Raw genomic sequence first — 20,987 nt, 5'->3', positions numbered from 1 at the left:
GTCAACGGCCTGCAGCGGGTATCCGCCGGCAGCGTTTTCGGTGCCTTGCCCCTGAACGTGGGCGATCAGGCCGATGACCGGCGCCTGGTGGAGTCGACCCGTTCGCTGTTCAAGACCGGCTTCTTCCAGGATATCCAGCTGAACCGCGACGGCGATGTCCTGATCATCAACGTGGTCGAGCGCCCGTCGGTGTCGAGCATCGAGATTGAAGGCAACAACGCGATCAGCACCGAAGACCTGATGAAGGGCCTGAAACAGTCGGGCCTGGCCGAAGGCGAGATCTTCCAGCGTGCCACCCTCGAAGGCGTGCGTAACGAACTGCAGCGCCAGTACGTGGCCCAGGGCCGCTACTCGGCCGAGGTCGACGCCGAGGTGGTGCCGCAGCCGCGCAACCGGGTTGCCCTGAAGATCAAGATCAACGAAGGCACCGTCGCTGCCATCCAGCACATCAACGTCGTCGGCAACACCGTGTTCGATGATGAAGAGCTGGCGCAGCTGATCGAGCTCAAGACCACCAACTGGCTGTCGTTCTTCAAGAATGACGACAAGTACGCCCGCGAAAAACTTTCCGGTGACCTGGAGCGCCTGCGTTCCTACTACTTGGACCGCGGCTACATCAACATGGACATCGCTTCCACCCAGGTGTCGATCACCCCGGACAAGAAGCACGTCTACATCACCGTCAACGTCAACGAAGGCGAGAAGTACACCGTTCGTGACGTGAAGCTGTCGGGCGACCTGAAAGTGCCGGAAGACCAGGTCAAGTCGCTGCTGCTGGTGCAGCCGGGCCAGGTGTTCTCGCGCAAGGTGATGACCACCACGTCCGAGCTGATCACCCGCCGCCTTGGTAACGAAGGCTATACCTTCGCCAACGTCAACGGCGTGCCACAGCCCAATGACGAAGACCACACCGTCGACATCATGTTCGTGGTCGACCCGGGCAAGCGTGCCTACGTCAACCGCATCAACTACCGCGGCAACACCAAGACCGAAGACGAAGTGCTGCGCCGCGAAATGCGCCAGATGGAAGGCGGCTGGGCTTCGACCTACCTGATCGACCAGTCCAAGACCCGCCTGGAGCGCCTGGGCTTCTTCAAGGAAGTCAACGTCGAGACCCCGCCAGTGCCGGGCACCGACGACCAGGTCGACGTCAACTACAGCGTCGAAGAGCAGGCATCCGGCTCGATCACCGCCAGCGTGGGCTTCGCCCAGAGCGCCGGCCTGATCCTGGGCGGCTCGATCAGCCAGACCAACTTCCTCGGTACTGGTAACAAGGTGTCCATCGGCCTGACCCGTTCGGAATACCAGACCAAGTACAACTTCGGCTTCACCAACCCGTACTTCACCGAAGATGGCGTGAGCCTGGGCTACAACCTGTTCTACAGCAGCACCGACTACAGCGATTACTACGATGACGGCGTTTCCTACTACGCCATCAACAGCTATGGCGCGGGCGTGAGCCTGGGCTACCCGATCAGCGAAACGTCGCGCCTGACCTACGGCCTGACCCTGCAACACGATGACATCTCCCCCGGCACCTATAGCGCCGACGAGATCTATGACTTCATCCAGCGCGAGGGCGAAAGTTTCAACAACCTCAAGGCTTCGATCGGCTGGTCGGAGTCGACCTTGAACAAGGGGGTGCTGGCGACCCGTGGCCACTCACAGAGCCTGACGCTGATGGCCACCACGCCAGGCAGCGACCTGTCCTTCTACAAGCTCGACTACAGCGGCCAGACCTACCTGCCGCTGAGCGAACGCACCACATTGCGCCTGCATACCAGCCTGGGCTACGGGGATGGCTACGGCTCCACCGAGGGCCTGCCCTTCTATGAGAACTACACAGCCGGTGGCCAGGGTTCGGTACGCGGCTTCAAGGATGGCTCGCTGGGCCCGCGCAATACGCCGGCGACCGGTACCTATGCAAGTGCCGGTCAAGCCTATTACTCCGACCGCGATACCGATGCACTGGGCGGCAACATCCTGGTGACCGGCGGCGCCGAGTACATCTTCCCGATGCCCTTCATCAAAGACCAGCGCCAGCTTCGCAGCTCGGTGTTCGTGGACGCGGGCAACGTGTTTTCCGACACGTGCTACCTGTCCACCACGCAGGGTTGCGGCAGTGTGGGCCTGGACCAGCTGGCGGTGTCGCTGGGCGTCGGCGTGACCTGGTACAGCCCCATGGGGCCGCTGACGTTCAGCCTTGCCACACCGGTAAAGAAGCCGGAGAACGCCGAGACGCAGATATTCCAGTTCTCGCTGGGGCAGACCTTCTGACTTATCCAGGAGCGGGGTTGTGTCGTGCCGGCAGCGGTCGCGAGCAGGCCGCTTCACGGGAAGCGGGTCTTACCCGCTTTTACCCCGGCTTAACCCAAGTTGACAGCCCGTTTGCCTAAGCTGACTCACCCTAGAACTCGCCTGGCAGGTACCCCTTCATGCTGCAAGAACAACTACCCACCCCGCTGCTGGAGCAGGTGCAGCAACGCCTGGCCAGGTTGCTCGGCCCAAGCTGCATCGTGACGCTGGCCAGCAGCGAAAACGACCAGGGCGTGAGCCACTACCACCTGGCGATCCAGCACGAAGGTCATGGAATATCCCTGGAAGACAGCGGCATCATCAGCGCAGATTTCGCCGATCGCCTGCTTGCCATGGTCGGCCAGGTAAGCACCTTGCTCGATTCAGAAACACTCAAGCGCATGGCCAGCGCTGAGCCATCGCGCCCGCTCGTGTGGATCAGCGACCGGTCAGGACCGTGTCAGACGCAACCTTCGGCCAGCACCTGAGCCCGGGTGATGACATTACCGAAGTGATGCTTCCACAGCTCGATGCCCATTTTCCCTGAACGATCCAGGGAAGACCCCACCGTCAGGTCGGTAATCAACGTCGGCATGAGCCCTTCGTCGAACAGGGCAAAGCCGGCGGCAAGCACGCACGTCTCGGTCTGCAACCCGCAGACCAACACCCGCTCCGCGCCCAGCCCCCTGATGTACTCGATGGTCTCGGCAGTCTGCCTGTAACCCTGTTTGACAAAGACCTTGTCAGCCTCGACCAGGCACTCGTCTTCTGCTGCAGGGTGCCAGCCAAGCTGCCGCTCGAACGGCGTGACCTGTTCATCATGCAACTGGACCGAGGCAATGGTCGGGATCGTCGCAGACAACGCGCGCACACCATCGACCAGCCACTCGGGCGGGCTGAAGGTGGACTGTACATCGACGATGAGTAAAACCTGCCGCATGGCTGTCTCCGGGGCGCTGGCAAAGGTACGGAGTATACCGTTGCTGGTGGCCGATGACGCCCTTGAACCAGCACCCCGCGTTGCACCACTGATGAGTCAAGTTGCGGTTTTCTAGAACTTTTTTCGGTTTGAAGGTCTATGTGAACAGGCAGATGAAGATTGCCGGCTCCCTCAGGGTTTGCCCGCGACGCCATGGCCCAACGTCCCAATGTCTATCAGAGGTTGTCTTCGCTCATGAAAATCCATGTCCCACGGATAGTGCTCCTGGGCCTGTTCGCGTTCGCGGCAATGGGCTCGGCATCTGCAACACCGGCGAAGGCGTCAATGCCGCTGCTCGCAACCAAGGCCACCTCTTCTCAGGCCCACATCGAGGGCGCCCACAGCCCTTGGCCGAGCCTGGCGAGCGTAGCAGCCGCGCAACCCGCTACGTTGCTTGCCCATGATGACCGTTACCGGCGCGACGGCCACTGGCACGACCGTAGAGACGACTGGCGTCGTGACCAATGGCGGCGCGACCAATGGCGCCGTGAGCAGGCGCGCCGTGAAGCGGAACGCCGCCGCGACTGGCAGCGCCGCCATGAGCGGGCCATGCACCACCGCTACGAAGCCGATCACCACTACTATCGCCGCTGATTGTGGTTGGAATCAAAGCCTCATGGGTCTTTCGTGCAGTGTGGTCCCGAGCACCACGCCTTGAGATTTGAGATTTATCAACAGTTCAAGTCCCAAGGTTTCAATGGTGCCCGGTTCGATGCCGGCACGTGCTGCCAACCCCGCCAGGTGTTCACGCCCGCTCACTTGCCTTTCCTGCAAAGACACCAGCAACGCGTGGGCCAGCGGCGCAAGGCGCGAGAAATGCACCTTGTGGTCTGCGCCGCGGCAGGCCAACAGAAGGGTCGGCGTTGTCGGCACCTGCGGTGGAATACGCCCAGGGCCGATATGGCTGACCGGCCATGCGTAGGCAAGTGGTGCAGCAAGGCAGGACAATAACGGTACGCCCTGAAGCAGGTCACCGTTCGGGTCATGCGCCTGCTCTGTGCCATCATTGAGCATCAGCACCGTCTCGATCCATTCATAATGGGCCAGTTCGGCCACCCAGCCCGGCTGGTCGGCACGGTTTTGCAGGTATTCGACCAGCTCGCCAGCCACTTCGGTGAACAGCGGCGTCTGGCAGCGATGGTTGGCGTAGAAGCTTTCAATCAGCGCCAGCCACCGCTCAGGCCCCAGGCTAGCCTGCAGCACCGGAAAGCTGCCGGCCAGCAGCGACAGCACATTGCCGAAGAACAGCCGCCGATACACCGCCAGGCGCCGCGCCTCGATGCCCGGTGGCGGCGGGTTGGACTGCGGGTCACGGATGAACCGGGCCATCCGCATCTGCTGCTCGCGCAAGGTATCAGCCATGGCGCACCTGCGGCGCGCTTGCAGCGGTTTGCAGGTCGCGAATGTAATCCACCTCAAGCAACAGTTCGGCCAGCGGCGGCAGGTTGAAATCGCGCTCCAGCAGGGTCGGCACAGCACCCAAATGCTCATAGGCACGGGCCAGCAAGCGCCACACGTCCTCCTTCACGCTCGCACCGTGGGTATCGATCTTCAGATCCGGTGCTTCATCGTAGTGCCCGGCCACGTGCAGGCACACCACCCGCTCGGCCTGCACGCGGGCGAGGAAATCGGCAGCGTCATAGCGGTGGTTGCAGGCATTGACGATCAGGTTGTTGATGTCAAGCAACAGGTCGCAGCCGGCTTCTTCGAGCACGGCGCTCAGGAACTCGATTTCGCTCATCGCCTGGTACGGTGCAGCGTAATAGGAGATGTTTTCCACCGCGATGCGGCGCCCGAGCGCATCCTGCACCTGATGGATGCGCTCAGCGGTATGGCGCACGGCTTCGTCGGTGAAGGGCATGGGAATCAGGTCGTAGAGATGACCGTCATCGCTACAGTAGCTCAGGTGCTCGCTGAACAGTGGCACGCGATAACGGTCGAGAAAATCGCGGATCTGCCGTAGAAAAGCGCGATCCAGAGGCTCAGGCCCGCCCAACGACAGGGACAAACCATGACAAGCCAGCGGGAAACGCTCAGCCAGGCGCTCCAGGCCTTTGCCATAACTGCCGCCTACACCGATCCAGTTGTCAGGGGCGCATTCGAGAAAGTCCACGGCACCGGGGGCCATGGTCAGCAACTCAGGCAGCAGCGCCCGGCGCAGACCAAGGCCGGCGCCTTGCAAGGGAAGGGATGTGCTCATGGCGTGCTCCTTGAAGCGACCACCCTCCCGGGCCTATCAGCGCAGGGAGGATAGCGCTGGTGGTCAGTCCTGGCCTGGCTCAGTCAGCTACAGATGGGGCACGCGAGGCATCGCCACACTTGCCTTCACCACACTTGCCTTCGGCCTGGGTAGCCTTGGCCTTGGCATCGCTGGCGCCACATTTGCCCTCGCCGCATTTACCTTCGGTCTGGGTGGCCTTGGCATGGGCGCTGTCGGCGCCGCACTTGCCCTCGCCACATTTGCCCTCCCTGGCCTTTTCGGCAGCAGCGAGCTGGTAGCCCTGCGGCAGTGCTTCGACAGCAAAGGCCGATGCGGTCAGGTTGATGCCGCCCACCAGTGCGATGCTGAGCAGGCCAAGGCGGGTCTTGTTGGGGAACTGGATACGGGACATGGTGCTTCTCCGGATAGGTGCGCGGCCAAGCCGCGCGGTCATGCCTCAAGGGCGATTGCGCCAGAACTACAGGCCGTCGGGCTGTTCATTCGGGTTGGCTCATTTGGCCTGAGGCATGTATCCGTGACGTATCGGCAGAACGAGGCATTTGTAAGCAAGTGGCTTGGCAAAGCGCCTTGATACAGAGTGATACACAGGCGTGTCTGCCAAAGCGAAACCGACAGGCCGCGTCAGGCCTCACAGCACCCATCATCGAGTGCCTCTATCAAACCATCCAGCCTATCGATTTGACTGCGTCAAATTGCCTCAGATAACGTGCGCCGCTCTACGAAGTCGATCGAGCTTGTCTGTTTTGCCCTTCTTCTGAATACCTCGCTAACTGCCCTGCGCGCTCTCTGTTAATCCCGACCCGCTGCATGCCTCACGGCGTGACCGTCGTCCTTGTGTTCGAGTTACTGAAATGTCCGTCAATACGCCCTCCCGCATCACCGAGCTGGTCATCGAAGCCGGCACCCGCAAAGCCCACCTGCCCGCCCGCGCCACGCTCATCCTGGGTTTTCTGGCGGGCGCATTCATTTCAATGGGGTTTCTGCTGCACATCCATGTCAGTACCATGATTCCTGCCCCCTGGGCCTCGTTGGGCAACTTGCTGGGCGCCGCGGTATTTCCGATCGGGCTGATCCTGGTCATCCTGGCCGGCGGCGAATTGCTCACCGGCAACATGATGAGCCTGCCCCTGGCGATGTTCGCCCGGCGCATCCGCCTGGTGGACGTCGCGCGCAACTGGCTGCTGGTGACCGTGGCAAACCTGCTGGGCGCGCTGTTCGTGGCGTACTGCTTTGGCCACTTGCTGGGGCTCACTGAAGGTGCCTACCTGAACAAGACGCTGGCAGCAGCAACCAGCAAGACCAGCGCCGACTTCCTCCACGCCTTCGTTTCGGGCATCGGCTGCAACTGGCTGGTGTGCCTGGCAGTGTGGCTGGCGTATGCCAGCCGTGAGATGAGCGGCAAGATTCTCGGCATCTGGTTCCCGATCATGGCCTTCGTCGCTATCGGCTTCCAGCACGTGGTGGCCAACATGTTCCTGATCCCGGCTGCGATCTTCGCCGGTTACCTGAGCTGGGGCCAGCTGGTGCACAACCTTGCAGCAGTCTTCCTGGGCAACGCCGTGGGTGGGGCGATCTTCGTGGGGTTGGCGTACTACGTCTCCTTCGGCACCTCGGTAGAAGAACAAGCCGCCACGCGTTAAGCCCGCCGTTTGCCATGGATGGCGCAGCCTGCGGTCAAGCAGTGGCCGAGACTGCACACTGCCGCAAGCCCCGAATAAAACCTGAACGTTTGCCGAAAGCCTCCAGTCGCAGGAAATAGACGCACTTGATTGCGCGAATGCATTCCTGACCGTGAGGTTTTCCCATGAACACCAACCCCCAACAGGGTGTCGATGGGCATCCCATCAGCCTGACACTCAACGGCGAACGCACGTCGCTACACGTCCAGCCCTGGACGACCCTGCTCGATCTGCTGCGTGAGCAACTCGATCTGATCGGCAGCAAAAAAGGTTGTGACCATGGCCAATGCGGCGCCTGCACGGTGCTGCGCGACGGCAAGCGGATCAATGCCTGCCTGACCCTTGCCGTGATGTGCGACGGCGCCGAGCTGGTCACGGTCGAGGGACTGGCCCAAGGCGAGCAACTACACCCCATGCAGCGTGCCTTCATCACCCATGATGCTTTCCAGTGCGGCTATTGCACGCCCGGCCAGATCTGTTCGGCAGTCGGCCTGGCCCATGAAGGCCGCGCCGTTACCCGTGAAGCCATTCGCGAACACATGAGCGGCAATCTGTGCCGCTGCGGCGCCTACAGCAATATCCTTGCTGCGGTCGAAGAGGCATTGCCGCTGGTGCAGGCGACCGCCAAGCCTCAGGGAGGGCCGAACCCATGACCCCTTTCAGCTACTGCAGGCCTGCATCGGTCAGTGAAGCGGTAAACATGGCGGACGAATCCACCCGCTTTATTGCCGGCGGCACCAACCTGGTCGATCTGATGAAGGAGAACGTGGTTAACCCGCAGCGCTTGATCGACATAACCGCCCTGGACCTGCACGGCATCGAGCCCACCGCCAACGGCGGCGTTTTGATTGGCGCATTGGTCAGCAACGCCGACCTTGCCTGGAATGCGGTGATCGAACAGCACTACCCGTTGCTGTCACAAGCCATCCTTGCAGGCGCATCACCGCAGTTGCGCAACATGGCAAGTACCGGGGGCAACCTGTTGCAGCGTACGCGCTGCTATTACTTCTATGACACCGGCACCCCCTGCAACAAACGTGAGCCAGGAAGCGGTTGCCCTGCCCGCTCGGGTCTCAACCGCATCCACGCCATTCTCGGCGCCAGCGATACCTGCGTTGCCACGCACCCCTCGGACATGTGTGTGGCGCTGGCAGCACTCGATGCCGTTGTCCACGTGCAAGGCCGCGCCGGTTCACGGCTGATCCCCTTCGCCGACTTCCATCGCCTGCCAGGCAACACGCCGGAGCGTGACAACCAGCTGTCAGCCGATGAGCTGATTACCGCGATAGAACTGCCACCCGCTGAATTTGCGCAGCACTCCCACTACCTGAAGATTCGCGACCGTGCCTCGTACGCGTTTGCACTGGTATCGGTCGCTGCCGCGTTGAAGTTCGATGGCGACGTCATCCAGGAAGCCCGGGTGGCTCTGGGAGGCGTAGCGCACAAGCCTTGGCGAGACACAGCGGTGGAGAAGACCTTGCAAGGTCAAAGGGCTTCCCACGCCCTCTTCGCGCGCGCGGCCCAAGCATGGCTGCAGATGGCAAAACCGCTGAGCCACAACGCTTTCAAAGTGGAACTCGCCAAACGTGCGATCGTCCGTGCGCTCAGTGAAGCCGCAGGCGACGCCAGCATTCAGAGGACGACGCCATGACCCAGACGACCAATGTGGTGGGCAAACCCCTGGACCGCGTGGATGGCGTTGCCAAGGTGACTGGCAAGGCGCGGTACGCCGGTGAGTACCCCGAGGCCGGGCTGCTTCACGCCAGTGTGGTATCGAGCACCATCGCCTGCGGCCGGGTGCGCTCGATCGACGCTAGCCAGGCACTGCAGTTACCCGGCGTGGTCGCGGTGCTGCACCACGCCAATCGCCCACGCATTTCCAGCTATGACGACGACTACAGCGATGCCGACTCAGCCGAAGGCTCCCCGTTCCGGCCGCTATTCAACGACCGTGTGCTGTATAGCGGGCAACCGTTGGCACTGGTGGTCGCCGAGAGCCTTGAACTGGCCCGCCATGCCGGCGCCCTGGTGCGCATCGACTACAGCGAAGAGCCGCACCAGACCGACCTGTTCGCGGTGCTCGACCACACGCACCCGGCACCCGCCCAAACGCCAGAGCCGCGCGGTGATTTCGCAGGGCATTACGCTCAAGCCGCAGTACGTGTCGATGCCACCTACGACACGCCCATCGAGCATCACAACCCGATGGAGCCCCACGCGTCGACCGTTTTCTACAAAGCTGGAGACTCCCTGGAAATTCATGACAAGACCCAGGGTACGCAGAACTGTCAGGACTACCTGCACAAGGTGTTCGGCCTGCCCAAACAGAACATCAGGGTGCTCGCCGCCTTTGTCGGCGGTGCCTTTGGCTCTGGGCTGCGGCCGCAATACCAGTTGCCGTTGGCAGTCATGGCAGCCCTGCACCTGAAACGTTCGGTGCGCCTTGCCCTCACACGCCAGCAGATGTTCACCTTCGGCTATCGTCCCCGTACGCAGCAGCGGCTGCGCCTGGGTGCGGCGGCGGATGGCAAGCTGCTGGCAATTGCCCACGACGCGCTCGGCCAGACATCGCGCTTCGAAGACTTCACCGAACACCTGGTGGAGTGGAGCGGCATGCTCTACCACTGCGACAACGTTGCGCTCGGTTATCGCCTTGCGCCGCTCGACGTCTATACCCCGCTGGACATGCGTGCGCCGGGTGCCGCGTCCGGCGTGCTCGCACTGGAGTGCGCGATGGATGAGTTGGCATGCGCTGCGAACCTCGACCCGCTCCAATTGCGTCGACGCAATTTTGCCAGCCACAATGGCAACGACGGCAAACCCTATTCCAGCAAAGAGCTGTTGGCCTGTTATGACCAGGGCGCCGCGCGCTTCGGCTGGGGCAAACGCACCCCAAAGCCTCGCAGCATGCGAGAGGGCAACCAATTGATCGGCTGGGGCGTGGCCGGCGGGGTCTGGGAAGCGCTGCAGATGAAGGCCAGCGCCAAGGCCTGCTTCGACAGCCACGGGCATTTGACTGTCAGTAGCGCCACCACTGACATAGGTACCGGTACTTATACCGTGATGACTCAGATCGCTGCGGACGCTGCGGGGGTCTTGCCCGAGGATGTGACCTTCCTGCTGGGCGACTCCTCACTACCGACAGCGCCGTTACAGGGCGGCTCGTTCACGGTGTCTTCGGTGGGTTCGGCAGTGCAGCAGGCCTGCCAGATCCTGCGCACCAAGGTGCTGGAACTCGCGCGCCAGAATTTCCCCGAAATAGCGGCGACGCCGGCAGAGAATGTGGCGTTCGCGCAAGGCTACCTGCAAGCGGGGAAACACCGTATTGCCATCGCCAGCATCGCCGCAACGGCCAAGGACGGCGAGCTGCAGGTGCAGATCGACGCCGAGCCCGGTGCCGGACGCCAGCCGTTCTCCACCGCTACCCATTCGGCCGTCTTCGTAGAGGTACACGTTGACGAAGACCTGGGTACGATCAAGGTCATGCGGGTGGTCAGCGCGGTGGCCGCCGGGCGTGTGGTCAACCCGAAAACCGCCCGTAGCCAGATCCTCGGAGGCGTGGTCTGGGGGTTGGGCATGGCGTTGCAGGAAGAGACGCAAACCGATCATGAACTTGGTCGCATCCTCAACCACAACCTGGCCGAGTATCACATCCCGGTGCATGCCGATATCGCTGACATCGAGGTGATGTTCGTGGAAGAGCACGACGACATCGTCAATGACCTGGGTTCCAAGGGCGTAGGCGAGATCGGCGTCGTTGGGGTCGCGGCGGCGGTTGCCAATGCCGTTTACCATGCTACCGGCAAACGCGTGAGAGCGTTTCCGATAACGCTGGACAAAGTGCTCTAGCAGCGGGCGGGGTTTGCGGGATCGGGTGCCGCGCAGGCGGCGCTCGAGTCAAGGGTACTGGAGAATTCCAGGCATACCTGCATCCCCGCCTTCAACATCAGAGTTTGAAGCGAACGTGAATGGTGCTTTTATCTGTGCCCCCATCAATCGAGATCGCCGAGCTGCCATAGCCTGAATAACTTCTGACAAGCCGCATGCCAAGGCCCGTTCCGCTAGGTTTGGGATAATTTTCGGGAAAACCGTCACCCTCGTCAGTGACGGTGATCAACGCGTGGTCACCTGCATCCCGCACGCTGACCTCGATGGTGCCTTTGCCGTATTTCAAGGCATTGGTGATCAGCTCGGAAATGACCAGGCCCAACGGCGCCATTCTTGCTGGCAGCAGGGTGAACGCGTCAGCGTCAAGGACGATCTTCCGGTCGGCCAGTGCCCTACCCAGGTCACCGAGCAAGGCTCCGAGGTAGTCGCCGGCAAGCACCTCTTGATCGGCCGTCTGATAGAGCCGTTCATGCACGCTGGCAATGGTCACAACCCGACCCGCTGCCGTTTCCAGTTGCAGCTTGACCGCGGCATCCGGCGTCAGGTTCGCCTGCAATAGCAACAGGGTATTGACCAGATGCAGGCTGTTCTTGACGCGGTGATGGATTTCTTCCAGGTGCAGGTCGTTCTTGCTGAGCCTGGAGTTCTGTGCATCGATCAGCGACAGCAACTGAGCCTCATAATGGTGCCGTTCGGTGATGTCTCTGGATACCGCAATGAGTTTTTCGACCTGGCCATCGGCGCTCAACACGGGGGCAACGGAGACATCCCACCATTTAGGCGCCTGCTGACCGGTAGGGCAGAACCCTTCGAAGCGGGTCGACTCGCCTCTGGCAACTTTTTCCAAAGCCTCCCGGACGACCGGGCCCGACTCGGCTGGCCAAAGCTGCAACCATGGCTGCCCTTTGACCTCTGCCAGGTCGGCGATATGCATCAACGCCAACCCGGCGTCGTTCATGAACTCGATGTGACCGCTGCTGGACAACACGTTCACACAGTCCGGGCTGGCGTTGAGCATGCTTTCCGAATAGGGGTCGGCCAGCTGAGGATCATCCCCAGCGGTCAGCCGCTCAACCGCCATGGAGATAACGTTGGAGATCCCTTCCAGGAACACCAGATCGCTTTCGATGAAATCCTCGCCATCGCTACTGTCTGCCTCAAGTACCCCAAACGGCATCAATGCGCCCCTGATAGGCACGTTGATGGCACGCTCGATACCATACTTTTTCAGCAATTCTGGCGTTCTGAAGCGCTGTTCCTGGCCCAGGTGGTTCGAAATCACAGGCCGATAGGTTTGAATGGCAAACCCGGCAGGGCTGGCCTCGTCGGCCCCCACTGTCGCGTGGCCAATATCGGACTCATCCCACCCTACCCCATGCGACAGCAGAAACCTGTCGCTATCGGGAATCGGCATCAGGACCTTGGCGAATCGGGTGTGCATGCCTTTGGCCACCAGTGTGCAAGCCTGGTCAAGCACGTCATCCAGGTTGGTGGATTTAAGCGACATGACCGCGTACTCGACCACCAGCTCGTGCTGCCTGTGCAGCCGGGCTTGGGATTTCCTGAGTGCGGCACGAATGGTCTCGTCAGGGGGCAGCTGCTGCATCAATAGTCTTCCAGGGCGCTGAGAAATGCCGTTCTAAGGTTAGCCTTTGCAGAAACGGCCGTAGGCTACATTAGATCTGGTGTAACACCGCTGATCGCTTCGGTGCAACCACCAACATTGATGTACGCATGCCCCTTGCCTGCGCTTTGATCATGCAAGCTGGATATAAACCGAATAACTGCCCAGCAACAGCCAGAACCCAAGAAAGATCCAAGGCGTACGCAGCGAAAAAAGCAGGGACTTGCGATGCCCTGCACGGGAGGTTTCCGCCTCGCAAAACAGCGGAGATTCGTCATAGGCCAGGCCCATCATGGGTTCACTGAGCAGAAGATGGCTTTGCTTGAGCTGCCAGTGATCGATGATCCGATAGGCCGCGCGAATGCCAGGCCATGCATTGAGCGTACTCATCACGCCCAGCAATGCGAGAAAGGCGGGCACCAGCAATGTGAACATCTCACCCCAGCTCTGGTTCAGGTTGCCCATGGACGACACGTAAGCGATGACCAGAAACGACTGGGCGGCCAGGTAGGCATCGGTGCGGTTGGCCAGGATGGTGGTCTCGTACTGAATTTCCCTGCGGTAGAAGTCCAGCCGCTCCTTAGGCGAACCGAACATCCTCGCATTGTGCTCATCGATCTCGTGTTCAGGGGTGGTAGGGGTGATGATTCGAGGCACGTGGCGACTCCTGGTGTTCGCTGAGCCATACCGGGTGGCGGTAGGCGCTTCAGCGGTAGAACAGCGCGCACAACGAAAATTCAGTCGCCATGCCCAGCCTAACCGTCCGTCGTTCAAACACCGGATCCCGTCCAACAAACCCTTGTCACATCTTTCGAACAGGTATGAGCCTTCCAACTGCAGGAGCTTGCACCATGCGTGACTACCCTACCCCTCCGTTTCCCTCCCAACCGCAAAGCGTCCCGGGTTCGCAGCGCAAGATGGAACCCTCCCCGGACTGTGGCGAGCACACCTACACCGGCAACGGCCGACTCAACGGCAAGATAGCGCTGATCACTGGCGCCGACAGCGGAATCGGGCGTGCAGTCGCCATCGCCTACGCCCGCGAAGGCGCAGACATTGCCCTCGCCTACCTTGATGAGCACGACGATGCGCAGGAAACCGCCCGTTGGGTCCAGGCTGCGGGCCGGCAATGCCTGCTGCTGCCCGGGGATCTGGCGCGCAAACAGCACTGCTACGACATCGTCGACAAGACCGTGGAGCAGTTTGGTCGTATCGACATTCTGGTCAATAACGCCGCGTTTCAGATGGCGCACGACAGCCTCGATGAAATCGACGATGACGAATGGGTAATGACATTCGACGTCAACATCACCGCCATATTCCGCATTTGCCAGCGGGCGCTGCCATCGATGCCCAAAGGCAGTTCGATCATCAACACCAGTTCGGTCAATTCCGATGACCCATCGCCCAAACTGCTGGCCTATGCCACCACCAAAGGCGCCATCGCCAACTTCACCGCCGGGCTGGCCCAATTGCTGGGAGACAAAGGGATTCGGGTCAACAGTGTGGCACCAGGCCCGATCTGGACCCCACTGATCCCTGCCACCATGCCCGATGAGGCGGTGAAAAACTTCGGGTCGAGCTATCCGATGGGCCGGCCGGGCCAACCGGTTGAGGTAGCTCCGATCTACGTCTTGCTCGGCTCCGATGAGGCCAGCTACATCTCTGGCTCACGCTATGCCGTTACGGGCGGAAAACCCATTCTTTGACCCGCAAGGCCGTGATTCCACAACCGCGATGAGGTGCACCATGAACGCTATCGATCTGCTGATTCAAGACCACAAACTGGTTAAAAAGCTGCTGGACGAACTGTCTTCAACCACCGAACGCGCCGTCAAGAAGCGTGCCGAACTCCTGCATCGGATCGAGCAGGAATTGCAGATCCACACCGCGCTTGAAGAAGAGATCCTGTACCCGGCCATCAAACAAGCCGGGGGCAAGGAAGAAGCGAAGATGTACTACGAGGCAAAAGAGGAACACCGCACGGTCGATGCGCTGGTGTTGCCGGACCTGCTGCACACCGAAACCGGCACCCTCGAATTCGCAGGCCGCGTCAAAGTGATGAAAGAGTTGCTTGAACACCATATCGAAGAGGAGGAAGACGAGTTGTTTCCCACGGCGAAAAAGCTGCTGAGCAAAGATCTGCTGGAAGAAATGGGCCAAGCCATGGAAGCGCATAAAAAGATGCTCAAGGGTGAGCAGCGTGCCGCTTGAATTCAAAGCAGCCAAGCAAAAGGCATGAAATGCCACTGGCAGATGCTGCAAGGAGCCGCGGGCAGGACTATGACCCCATACGCCTGCCCTGGCCTCAACGTTTGCCTAGCATTCTTGCCAACACGAACGTTGCCACCACGGCCAGCACCACTGCGCCAGTAATTGACGTTACCGTACCCAGCGGCTCGATCGAGCTTTTCACGGCCAGGTAGAAGCCCAACACCCCCACAGCGCCAATGGCATTGCCACGCACGATCGCACCCAGCTCCTGGTGACCGCCCTGAACATGGGCGAACACCGCCAGCGGCCAGGCAATCACCGGGATGGGTGCCAGCAGGCCGCTGGCCACCGGCCCAAGCCATTGGGCACTGGCAGTGATCGCCACCAACAGCAGGGTTGCCGTGAGCATGCGCATGGGGATCACCCAGCGAGGCAGCGGCACAACCTTCGCGGCACCGGCCTGCGCATTGTTCGAGGTAAGGATGATGATCAGCGTAAGCAGGAGCAACGTCACGCAGACTGACACCGCCACCATGCCCAAGCGACTCATCACAAAGGCTGTGGCCGCGTAAACCGCCACGCCCGTGATGCAGCCGATAAAAGCGGACACACGCCGGGTCACCAGGTAGTAGAACAGGTAGGTTGCCTGCACCGCGGCCAACCCCGCCAATGCGCCAGGCACCGCCTGCAACGCAAAACCAGGCCCCTGTTCGAGGCTGAGAAACAACATGACCAGGGCCGAGGTGACCGGCAGCCCGGAGAGCAGCCCCCCGATCTGGGTACCCCAGCGCCTGGCTGCCAGCGAGATGGCCAGCATGAGGGTCGGGGTGATCAGGAACTTGAGGTAGAAGGCAGTCATTGAGGGCGGCATCGGGTTCAAAAGACAGGAGTGGGCTTATCGCACCTGGCAGGCGGCCGATAAGCGCCCAATGCTAATGGAACCGCTGGGGCATTACTCAGATTATTAGCGCCCGTTAATAAAGTAGAACGTCGCCAACCCTGCCCCAGTCATCAGCAAGGAACCTGTGACGTGCAAAGCGATAGAGCCCAGAGCCCATGAAATACGCCCCTCCTGCATAAGCGATACGACCTCTGCGGAGAAAGTGGAGAACGTGGTCAATCCACCGCAAAAACCAGTGATCAGCAGCAGGCGCCATTCGGGGCTGAGCGACGGCGATGCGGAGAAGAATGCGATGGCCAAGCCAATGATGTAGCCACCAAGGAGGTTGGCCAGCAGGGTACCTGGCGGCACAGCGGGGAAAAGTGCATTGAGCTTCATGCCCAGGCCCCAGCGAAGCCAGGCACCGACCATGGCACCAATCCCGATGGCCAATAGCGACTTCAACATACAGTGTCGCGCTCCGGGCAAAGAACTGGCAGGCATTCGGTACCGGCATCAGCCGCCAGCTTCAGCCGATCGGCCTTGCAGATGTATTTAGGCTTGTTTCGCGGTGCCAGCTTGGCGGCGGCCTTTTTCTGGTGTGCTTGCAGCAACTGCTTGATCTTCTTGCGACGGTTCATGGTGCCACTCGGTACGGGGTTGATCAGGTAGAACACATCATAAATGATGGAACCAGACGCTGGGGCGCGGGTGAATCACTCGTTGCCCTGGCGCTTGGCGTTTTTCTTGACGATGGCCTTCATCCGCGTCGCAGCGCGCTGCACGGTGGCCATCTTCTCCGGGCGTTTCATGCCGCGCCACTTGCGGATTTCCTCACGGGTTCGGCCACAGCTCACGCACAGCTCGCTGTTGAGCTGGCAAAGCGAGACGCAGGGGTTTTCGATGTCTTTGGCCATGGGCTGCTCCGGTCGTGGCCGCGGATGATAGCGCACGACGGCCAGATGCGCCGAGAACAGGGCGCTCCACAGGCCCTCAAGCCGCTGCGGCCCTGTCGGTATCGCTGCTGACCTCGAACTGCCCGACCAGCTTCTGCAGCTTGCTGGCATTGGCCTTCACCGTCTCGGCACTGCTCTGCAGCACCACCGCCGTCTGGCGCATTTCGCTGGACGACTGGTTGACCTGCTCGATGGTCTTGCCATAGGCCAGGCTGCGCTGGTTGAGCTGCTGAATGATCTGGAACATGCTCTCTACCGCCTGGTGCAACTGTACGTTCTCCGAAGAGGCATCTTCGGCCAGGCGCAAACTGTCATCGACGTTATGTACCCCCTCCTCCATGAAACTGACGGCTTGCTGGGTTTCATTCTGCAGGCCTTCGACCATGTGCCGGATATCGTCGGCCGCGCGCGCCGTGCGCGAAGCCAGGCTGCGCACTTCATCGGCCACCACCGCAAAGCCCCGGCCATGCTCACCCGCGCGTGCGGCCTCGATGGCGGCATTGAGGGCCAACAGGTTGGTCTGGTTGGTGATGTCGCTGATCAGCCCGCTGATGTTGCCGATCTGCGCCATCCTGCTGTCAAGCAGTTGCACACTGGAAGAAGAACGCGCTACCACATCCCGAATCGACTGGGTGCCCGCCTGCACCGCCAGGTACTGCTCACGGGCCCGGCTGACCACCTCGTCCATCGCCTGCTTCATCTGCTCTGCGCTGACCGAAGCCTGCTGCAGTTCGCCCAGTTGCTCCTCCATGATGATCATCATCTGGTGCACCGCCTCGGCCACTTCGGTGGAGGTGACGCTCGCTTCGTGGCTGCGCCCCAGCATCATCTGGTTGGTGGCGCCCACCGTGCGGCTGGCCTTGACCACTTGGCCCACCACCGAGTCCAGACGGTCGATGAAGCTGTTGATCCAGCGCGCCATGTCGCCACTTTCATCGTTGGCCATGGTCGTGGTGTCCAGGCGTTGGCGCAGGTTGCCCTCGCCCTCGGCGATGGTGCGCAGTACATCGGTCATGCCATTGAACCTGGCAGCGAGCCGCCTTGGCCCCAGCGCACTGAAAAGCAGTGTGGCAGCCAGCATGCTCACGGCCAGCAGCGCATCGTTGATGCCTTGCGCCAAGCCCGCGTAGTGCTGCACCAGGAAGTTGCAACCAAACAGGCCGGCCATGATCGCGATGTACGGCTTCATCAACCCGTAGCTGAGTGAGCGTCGCCGGTAGACCTCCTCCAGATCGGCTTCGCACATCATGCCCCACCGGTCCGGCGAGCCCGGCAACTGGAATGTGACGCCTTTGCCCACCACTGGCACATGGCGATAGTCCGAATAGCCAGGGTAAGTCACGAACAGGTTGGCGCCCTGGCGGATGGTTTCCCGCACGCCTGGATGAAGCTCTCGGGTGGCAGGGTCGGTAAAGCGCAGCTCAAGCTCGGTATGGCGCTGGACCTGCACGGTGCTCCATGGCGTATGCACCCCACTCTTGAGGTTTTCCCCGTGGGTGAAGGTGCCGTCCTCGAAACGTGAGCGCGACAGGGCGGTACCCGGTTTGATAGCGGGGTCAAAATGCGATTGCGCCATGAACAGGTAATTGTCACCGGACTCGGCATAGATATGCCCGGCCTCGCGCTGGATCAGGTCGCCCAATACATCGTTGGGCACCCGGCCGCAGAGGCAGCCGTAGACCTTCCCATGCGTTTTGAGTGGCTGATAGAACATCAGTGTGACTTCGTCGTGAAACCGCGACGACGAGGGGCCGATCTGCAAGGTCAGCGGATCACTGTAGGGCCCGTGCAAAAACGGCGCCTTCAACCCCTGGGCCAAGGCGCCCAGTTGCCCGATGCGTTGGCCGTTACTGCGTTGCGCCCAACTCGACAACACAACCGTGCCACTGGTGTCGATGATGAACAGTTCCGAGAAGTCGTTCGCTTGAGCGAGCTTGTCCAGCAATGGCATGCGGTCGTGAGCCAGGGCCGGGCCAAGGTTTTCAGCAAGTTCCGCCAGGTGTTCCCACTGTTCTCTCGCCCAGCTTTGCAGCAACTGCATGCGGGTCTGGGCTATGGCTTCGAACGTCTGCTCGATGACCGGATAAGTCGATCGATTGAGCCCGCAGGACCAGCGCATGCTGAGCTTGCCGGTTTTTCCGAACCACGGCAGCCAATGCTTCTCAGCCGATGACAACTGCATGGAACCACTTGAAAGCGACATTATCTTCACCATACGCGACATCACAGTAGCAAAGTGATAGCAAGTAATACGCCAACTCGTATGCAAGCTAATGATTAGGCAGGTAGCCATGCCTTGAGGTGCGCGGGCCTCGCACCAACGCAGGGCGGATATCGCGAAGCGCGCCAATACGGGGCACCCCTCAGATCCAAAGCAACTGCCCCGTTGTTATTCGAACTCCAGGCTATACCCCACTCCGTACACCGACCGGAGCGGGTCATGCCCCGGTGTGATGGCAGTCAGCTTGCGCCGCAGGTTCTTCACATGGCTGTCCACGGTACGGTCAGCCACCACCCGGTGGTCCTGGTAGATGTGATTCATCAACTGGTCGCGCGACAGCACCTGCCCCGGGCGCGCCGCCAAGGCGGCAAGCATGCGGAACTCCACCGGCGTCAGCTCCAGCGCCACCCCTTTGTAGCGCGCCTGAAACGACCGGGTATCCAGCTCCAGGCCCAGGCTCGGTGCCTGCATGCCACCGCGGCGCAGCACCGCCTTGACTCGGGCGACCAGTTCACGGGGCGAAAACGGCTTGCAGATGTAGTCGTCAGCGCCCAGCTCAAGGCCGAGCAGGCGGTCGATCTCATCGACGCGGGCAGTCATCATGATCAGCGGCATATGGCTGAAACCGCGCAACTCCCGGCAGATATCCAGGCCGTCGCGCCCCGGCAGCATCAGGTCGAGCAGCATCAGGTCGTAATGGCCCTGGCGGATCGCCGGGATGACCGCCAGGCCGTCGGCCATGTGCTCGACCGTGTAGCCGCCCGCGCGCAGGTAATCGGCCACCAGCGCGGCAAGCTTGGGCTCGTCCTCTACCAACAGAATCTGGCTCATGCCTGCTCGCCTGCGCCAGGCAGCGCCAAGGCCAATAGTAACCCGCCCATGGCCGACGCCTTGGCCGTGAGCTTGCCACCATGCACTTCGGCGATGCCACGGCAAATCGCCAGGCCCAGGCCGGTGCCGCCACTGGCACGATTGCGCGAGCGCTCGGCGCGGTAAAAGCGTTCGAACAAGCGCGCCAGCGAGGCACTGTCGACGCCGGGGGACGTGTCTTCGCACTGCACCACCACCTGGTCACCCTCCTGGAAGGCGCGCAACACGGTATGGCCACCCGCATCGGTGTAACGACGGCTGTTTTCCAGCAGGTTGTGCAGCAGCTGGCCAAGGCGCGACTCGTCGCCCATCACCCACAACGGCTGCGCCGGCAGTTCCAGGCGCAGTGCCAGGCCACGCTCGGCGAAGCTTGCGCCAAAGGCTTCGGCGACCACCGGCAACAGCACACACAAGTCGATCCGTTCGCGGCGATAAGTCGGGCCACCAACCTCGGCCAAGGACAGGTCGAACAGGTCATCCACCAGCTTGCTCAAGGCCGCTACCTCGCCCTGCAAAGAACGCAGTGCATTGCCATCGAGCGGGCGAATGCCGTCCTCCATGGCTTCAAGCTCTGCCCGCATCACCGCCAGCGGTGTGCGCAGCTCGTGGGAGATGTCGGCCATGAAGTCGCGGCGCAGGCGTTCGTTGCTGGCCAGGGTGGCCGCCATGCGGTTGAAATCACCGGCCAGTTGGCCGGCCTCGTCGGCCGAACGGACCGGCAACTGGATGGCATAGTCGCCCGCCGCCAGGCGGTGGGTGGCACTGGCCACTTCACGGATCGGACGCAGCAGCGCGCGGCTCAGCCACCAGGCGATCACCGCAGTGGCCAGCAGGCAGGCCAGGCCGATCAAAAGGCTGGAGCGCAACTGGTTGAGCTGGAAAAGCCGATCGCCCACGCTGGTGACCGACTGCAACGGCGCCAGCGCCATCCAGCCTACGATCTGCCCATGGTGGCGGATGGGGCGCAGCAGCATGTCGCTGCCGACGGGTTGGTAGCCGATGATCGGCCGGCGCTGCGCATCGAGCAAGGCAAAGCGCACGAACGCACCGGTGAGGTCCGAGACGGTCAGCAGCCTGGGGTCGAAGGTCTTGTCCGGCTGCGCGTCGTCCGGGCGCAGCAGCTCGAACCACTGGTCCTTGTCGCGGCGGATGAAGTCCCA

General features: G+C 61.5%; 21 protein-coding genes and 1 pseudogene. 9 read left to right on the top strand and 13 right to left on the bottom strand.

Annotation, left to right across the window (positions count from 1 at the left end; all coding sequences use genetic code 11):
• Positions 1-2,277 (top strand): outer membrane protein assembly factor BamA (gene bamA / locus BLX42_RS19075; RefSeq protein ID WP_161872393.1); only part of this gene is annotated, 2,277 nt, incomplete at its 5' end.
• Positions 2,278-2,435: 158 nt separating this feature from the next.
• Complete coding sequence (locus tag BLX42_RS19070; protein WP_046786050.1) at positions 2,436-2,783, top strand: hypothetical protein; 348 nt, start codon at positions 2,436-2,438, stop codon at positions 2,781-2,783.
• On the opposite strand, the gene BLX42_RS19065 is transcribed toward BLX42_RS19070, so the two are convergent.
• Entirely contained in the window at positions 2,756-3,235 is a 480-nt protein-coding gene (locus BLX42_RS19065; protein WP_119687118.1) for an isochorismatase family protein, read from the bottom strand. The genes BLX42_RS19070 and BLX42_RS19065 overlap by 28 nt on opposite strands.
• Positions 3,236-3,559: 324 nt before the next feature.
• Between BLX42_RS19065 and BLX42_RS19060 the strand changes: the two genes are divergently transcribed.
• The gene (locus BLX42_RS19060) at positions 3,560-3,868 is read left to right on the top strand and encodes a hypothetical protein (RefSeq protein WP_306092927.1); all 309 of its coding nucleotides are present in this window, start codon (positions 3,560-3,562) and stop codon (positions 3,866-3,868) included.
• Between the two features lie 12 nt (positions 3,869-3,880).
• Here BLX42_RS19060 and BLX42_RS19055 read toward each other — a convergent pair whose 3' ends face one another.
• From BLX42_RS19055 to BLX42_RS19045, 3 genes and pseudogenes are all read right to left on the bottom strand, one after another.
• Positions 3,881-4,636 (bottom strand): DUF2063 domain-containing protein, encoded by a 756-nt coding sequence (locus tag BLX42_RS19055; RefSeq protein ID WP_161872391.1) that lies wholly within the window; start codon positions 4,634-4,636, stop codon positions 3,881-3,883.
• Positions 4,629-5,474 (bottom strand): DUF692 domain-containing protein, encoded by an 846-nt coding sequence (locus tag BLX42_RS19050; RefSeq protein WP_046786046.1) that lies wholly within the window; start codon positions 5,472-5,474, stop codon positions 4,629-4,631. Before BLX42_RS19050 ends, BLX42_RS19055 begins: the two co-directional genes overlap by 8 nt.
• Positions 5,475-5,556: 82 nt before the next feature.
• A pseudogene (locus BLX42_RS19045) lies at positions 5,557-5,886 on the bottom strand (hypothetical protein); the annotation flags it as partial.
• Between the two features lie 460 nt (positions 5,887-6,346).
• On the opposite strand from BLX42_RS19045, the gene BLX42_RS19040 reads away from it, so the two are divergent.
• From BLX42_RS19040 to BLX42_RS19025, 4 genes are all read left to right on the top strand, one after another.
• Positions 6,347-7,135, top strand: coding sequence for a formate/nitrite transporter family protein (locus tag BLX42_RS19040; RefSeq protein WP_046786045.1), 789 nt, complete (start codon positions 6,347-6,349; stop codon positions 7,133-7,135).
• A gap of 164 nt (positions 7,136-7,299) precedes the next feature.
• Positions 7,300-7,827: a (2Fe-2S)-binding protein gene (locus BLX42_RS19035; protein ID WP_046786044.1), complete on the top strand. Its 528-nt coding sequence runs from the start codon at positions 7,300-7,302 to the stop codon at positions 7,825-7,827.
• The gene (locus BLX42_RS19030) at positions 7,824-8,825 is read left to right on the top strand and encodes a xanthine dehydrogenase family protein subunit M (RefSeq protein ID WP_161872390.1); all 1,002 of its coding nucleotides are present in this window, start codon (positions 7,824-7,826) and stop codon (positions 8,823-8,825) included. The genes BLX42_RS19035 and BLX42_RS19030 overlap by 4 nt, the downstream gene beginning before the upstream one ends.
• On the top strand, positions 8,822-11,023 hold the full coding sequence (locus tag BLX42_RS19025) for a xanthine dehydrogenase family protein molybdopterin-binding subunit (protein ID WP_161872389.1): 2,202 nt from the start codon (positions 8,822-8,824) through the stop codon (positions 11,021-11,023). Before BLX42_RS19030 ends, BLX42_RS19025 begins: the two co-directional genes overlap by 4 nt.
• Before the next feature lie 97 nt (positions 11,024-11,120).
• Here the strand turns inward: BLX42_RS19025 and BLX42_RS19020 are convergent, their stop codons facing one another.
• Both BLX42_RS19020 and BLX42_RS19015 read right to left on the bottom strand, forming a co-directional pair.
• Positions 11,121-12,668 (bottom strand): sensor histidine kinase, encoded by a 1,548-nt coding sequence (locus BLX42_RS19020; protein ID WP_161872388.1) that lies wholly within the window; start codon positions 12,666-12,668, stop codon positions 11,121-11,123.
• A gap of 150 nt (positions 12,669-12,818) precedes the next feature.
• Positions 12,819-13,343 carry a hypothetical protein gene (locus BLX42_RS19015; protein ID WP_046786040.1) on the bottom strand — a complete coding sequence of 175 codons (525 nt, stop codon included), beginning with the start codon at positions 13,341-13,343 and terminating at the stop codon, positions 12,819-12,821.
• 194 nt (positions 13,344-13,537) lie between these two features.
• Here BLX42_RS19015 and BLX42_RS19010 point away from each other — a divergent pair, with 194 nt between their 5' ends.
• Positions 13,538-14,395: an SDR family oxidoreductase gene (locus BLX42_RS19010; RefSeq protein WP_115274645.1), complete on the top strand. Its 858-nt coding sequence runs from the start codon at positions 13,538-13,540 to the stop codon at positions 14,393-14,395.
• Between the two features lie 40 nt (positions 14,396-14,435).
• A complete protein-coding gene (locus BLX42_RS19005) occupies positions 14,436-14,900 on the top strand; it encodes a hemerythrin domain-containing protein (RefSeq protein ID WP_012314710.1) in 465 nt (154 codons plus the stop codon).
• A 94-nt stretch (positions 14,901-14,994) separates the two neighbouring features.
• Here the strand turns inward: BLX42_RS19005 and BLX42_RS19000 are convergent, their stop codons facing one another.
• From BLX42_RS19000 to BLX42_RS18970, 7 genes are all read right to left on the bottom strand, one after another.
• The gene (locus tag BLX42_RS19000; protein WP_046786037.1) at positions 14,995-15,759 is read right to left on the bottom strand and encodes a membrane protein; all 765 of its coding nucleotides are present in this window, start codon (positions 15,757-15,759) and stop codon (positions 14,995-14,997) included.
• Positions 15,760-15,864: 105 nt separating this feature from the next.
• The gene (gene crcB / locus BLX42_RS18995) at positions 15,865-16,248 is read right to left on the bottom strand and encodes a fluoride efflux transporter CrcB (protein ID WP_161872387.1); all 384 of its coding nucleotides are present in this window, start codon (positions 16,246-16,248) and stop codon (positions 15,865-15,867) included.
• Positions 16,242-16,421 (bottom strand): DUF2986 domain-containing protein, encoded by a 180-nt coding sequence (locus BLX42_RS18990; protein ID WP_046786403.1) that lies wholly within the window; start codon positions 16,419-16,421, stop codon positions 16,242-16,244. The genes crcB and BLX42_RS18990 overlap by 7 nt, the downstream gene beginning before the upstream one ends.
• Positions 16,422-16,496: 75 nt before the next feature.
• Positions 16,497-16,697 carry a DUF1289 domain-containing protein gene (locus BLX42_RS18985; RefSeq protein WP_012314714.1) on the bottom strand — a complete coding sequence of 67 codons (201 nt, stop codon included), beginning with the start codon at positions 16,695-16,697 and terminating at the stop codon, positions 16,497-16,499.
• 76 nt (positions 16,698-16,773) lie between these two features.
• Positions 16,774-17,424 carry a methyl-accepting chemotaxis protein gene (locus BLX42_RS27245; RefSeq protein WP_371316842.1) on the bottom strand — a complete coding sequence of 217 codons (651 nt, stop codon included), beginning with the start codon at positions 17,422-17,424 and terminating at the stop codon, positions 16,774-16,776.
• 1,701 nt (positions 17,425-19,125) lie between these two features.
• Positions 19,126-19,788, bottom strand: a complete 663-nt coding sequence (locus tag BLX42_RS18975) for a response regulator (protein WP_125923674.1) — start codon at positions 19,786-19,788, stop codon at positions 19,126-19,128.
• A partial coding sequence (locus BLX42_RS18970) for an ATP-binding protein (RefSeq protein ID WP_161872385.1) occupies positions 19,785-20,987 on the bottom strand: 1,203 nt, incomplete at its 5' end. The genes BLX42_RS18970 and BLX42_RS18975, both read right to left, overlap by 4 nt.

This window comes from Pseudomonas sp. SG-MS2 (genome assembly GCF_009933855.1).
GTDB lineage: Bacteria > Pseudomonadota > Gammaproteobacteria > Pseudomonadales > Pseudomonadaceae > Aquipseudomonas > Aquipseudomonas putida_E.
Note: the sequence above shows the minus strand (reverse complement) of the source record. Positions and strands in the feature narration are given on the sequence as shown.

Coding starts and splice junctions, on each gene's coding strand:
- BLX42_RS19070 (WP_046786050.1), top strand. CDS start 2,436: ATGCTGCAAGAACAACTACCCACCCCGCTGCTGGAGCAGGTGCAGCAA.
- BLX42_RS19065 (WP_119687118.1), bottom strand. CDS start 3,235: ATGCGGCAGGTTTTACTCATCGTCGATGTACAGTCCACCTTCAGCCCG.
- BLX42_RS19060 (WP_306092927.1), top strand. CDS start 3,560: ATGCCGCTGCTCGCAACCAAGGCCACCTCTTCTCAGGCCCACATCGAG.
- BLX42_RS19055 (WP_161872391.1), bottom strand. CDS start 4,636: ATGGCTGATACCTTGCGCGAGCAGCAGATGCGGATGGCCCGGTTCATC.
- BLX42_RS19050 (WP_046786046.1), bottom strand. CDS start 5,474: ATGAGCACATCCCTTCCCTTGCAAGGCGCCGGCCTTGGTCTGCGCCGG.
- BLX42_RS19040 (WP_046786045.1), top strand. CDS start 6,347: ATGTCCGTCAATACGCCCTCCCGCATCACCGAGCTGGTCATCGAAGCC.
- BLX42_RS19035 (WP_046786044.1), top strand. CDS start 7,300: ATGAACACCAACCCCCAACAGGGTGTCGATGGGCATCCCATCAGCCTG.
- BLX42_RS19030 (WP_161872390.1), top strand. CDS start 7,824: ATGACCCCTTTCAGCTACTGCAGGCCTGCATCGGTCAGTGAAGCGGTA.
- BLX42_RS19025 (WP_161872389.1), top strand. CDS start 8,822: ATGACCCAGACGACCAATGTGGTGGGCAAACCCCTGGACCGCGTGGAT.
- BLX42_RS19020 (WP_161872388.1), bottom strand. CDS start 12,668: ATGCAGCAGCTGCCCCCTGACGAGACCATTCGTGCCGCACTCAGGAAA.
- BLX42_RS19010 (WP_115274645.1), top strand. CDS start 13,538: ATGCGTGACTACCCTACCCCTCCGTTTCCCTCCCAACCGCAAAGCGTC.
- BLX42_RS19005 (WP_012314710.1), top strand. CDS start 14,436: ATGAACGCTATCGATCTGCTGATTCAAGACCACAAACTGGTTAAAAAG.
- BLX42_RS19000 (WP_046786037.1), bottom strand. CDS start 15,759: ATGACTGCCTTCTACCTCAAGTTCCTGATCACCCCGACCCTCATGCTG.
- crcB (WP_161872387.1), bottom strand. CDS start 16,248: ATGTTGAAGTCGCTATTGGCCATCGGGATTGGTGCCATGGTCGGTGCC.
- BLX42_RS18990 (WP_046786403.1), bottom strand. CDS start 16,421: ATGAACCGTCGCAAGAAGATCAAGCAGTTGCTGCAAGCACACCAGAAA.
- BLX42_RS18985 (WP_012314714.1), bottom strand. CDS start 16,697: ATGGCCAAAGACATCGAAAACCCCTGCGTCTCGCTTTGCCAGCTCAAC.
- BLX42_RS27245 (WP_371316842.1), bottom strand. CDS start 17,424: ATGGACGAGGTGGTCAGCCGGGCCCGTGAGCAGTACCTGGCGGTGCAG.
- BLX42_RS18975 (WP_125923674.1), bottom strand. CDS start 19,788: ATGAGCCAGATTCTGTTGGTAGAGGACGAGCCCAAGCTTGCCGCGCTG.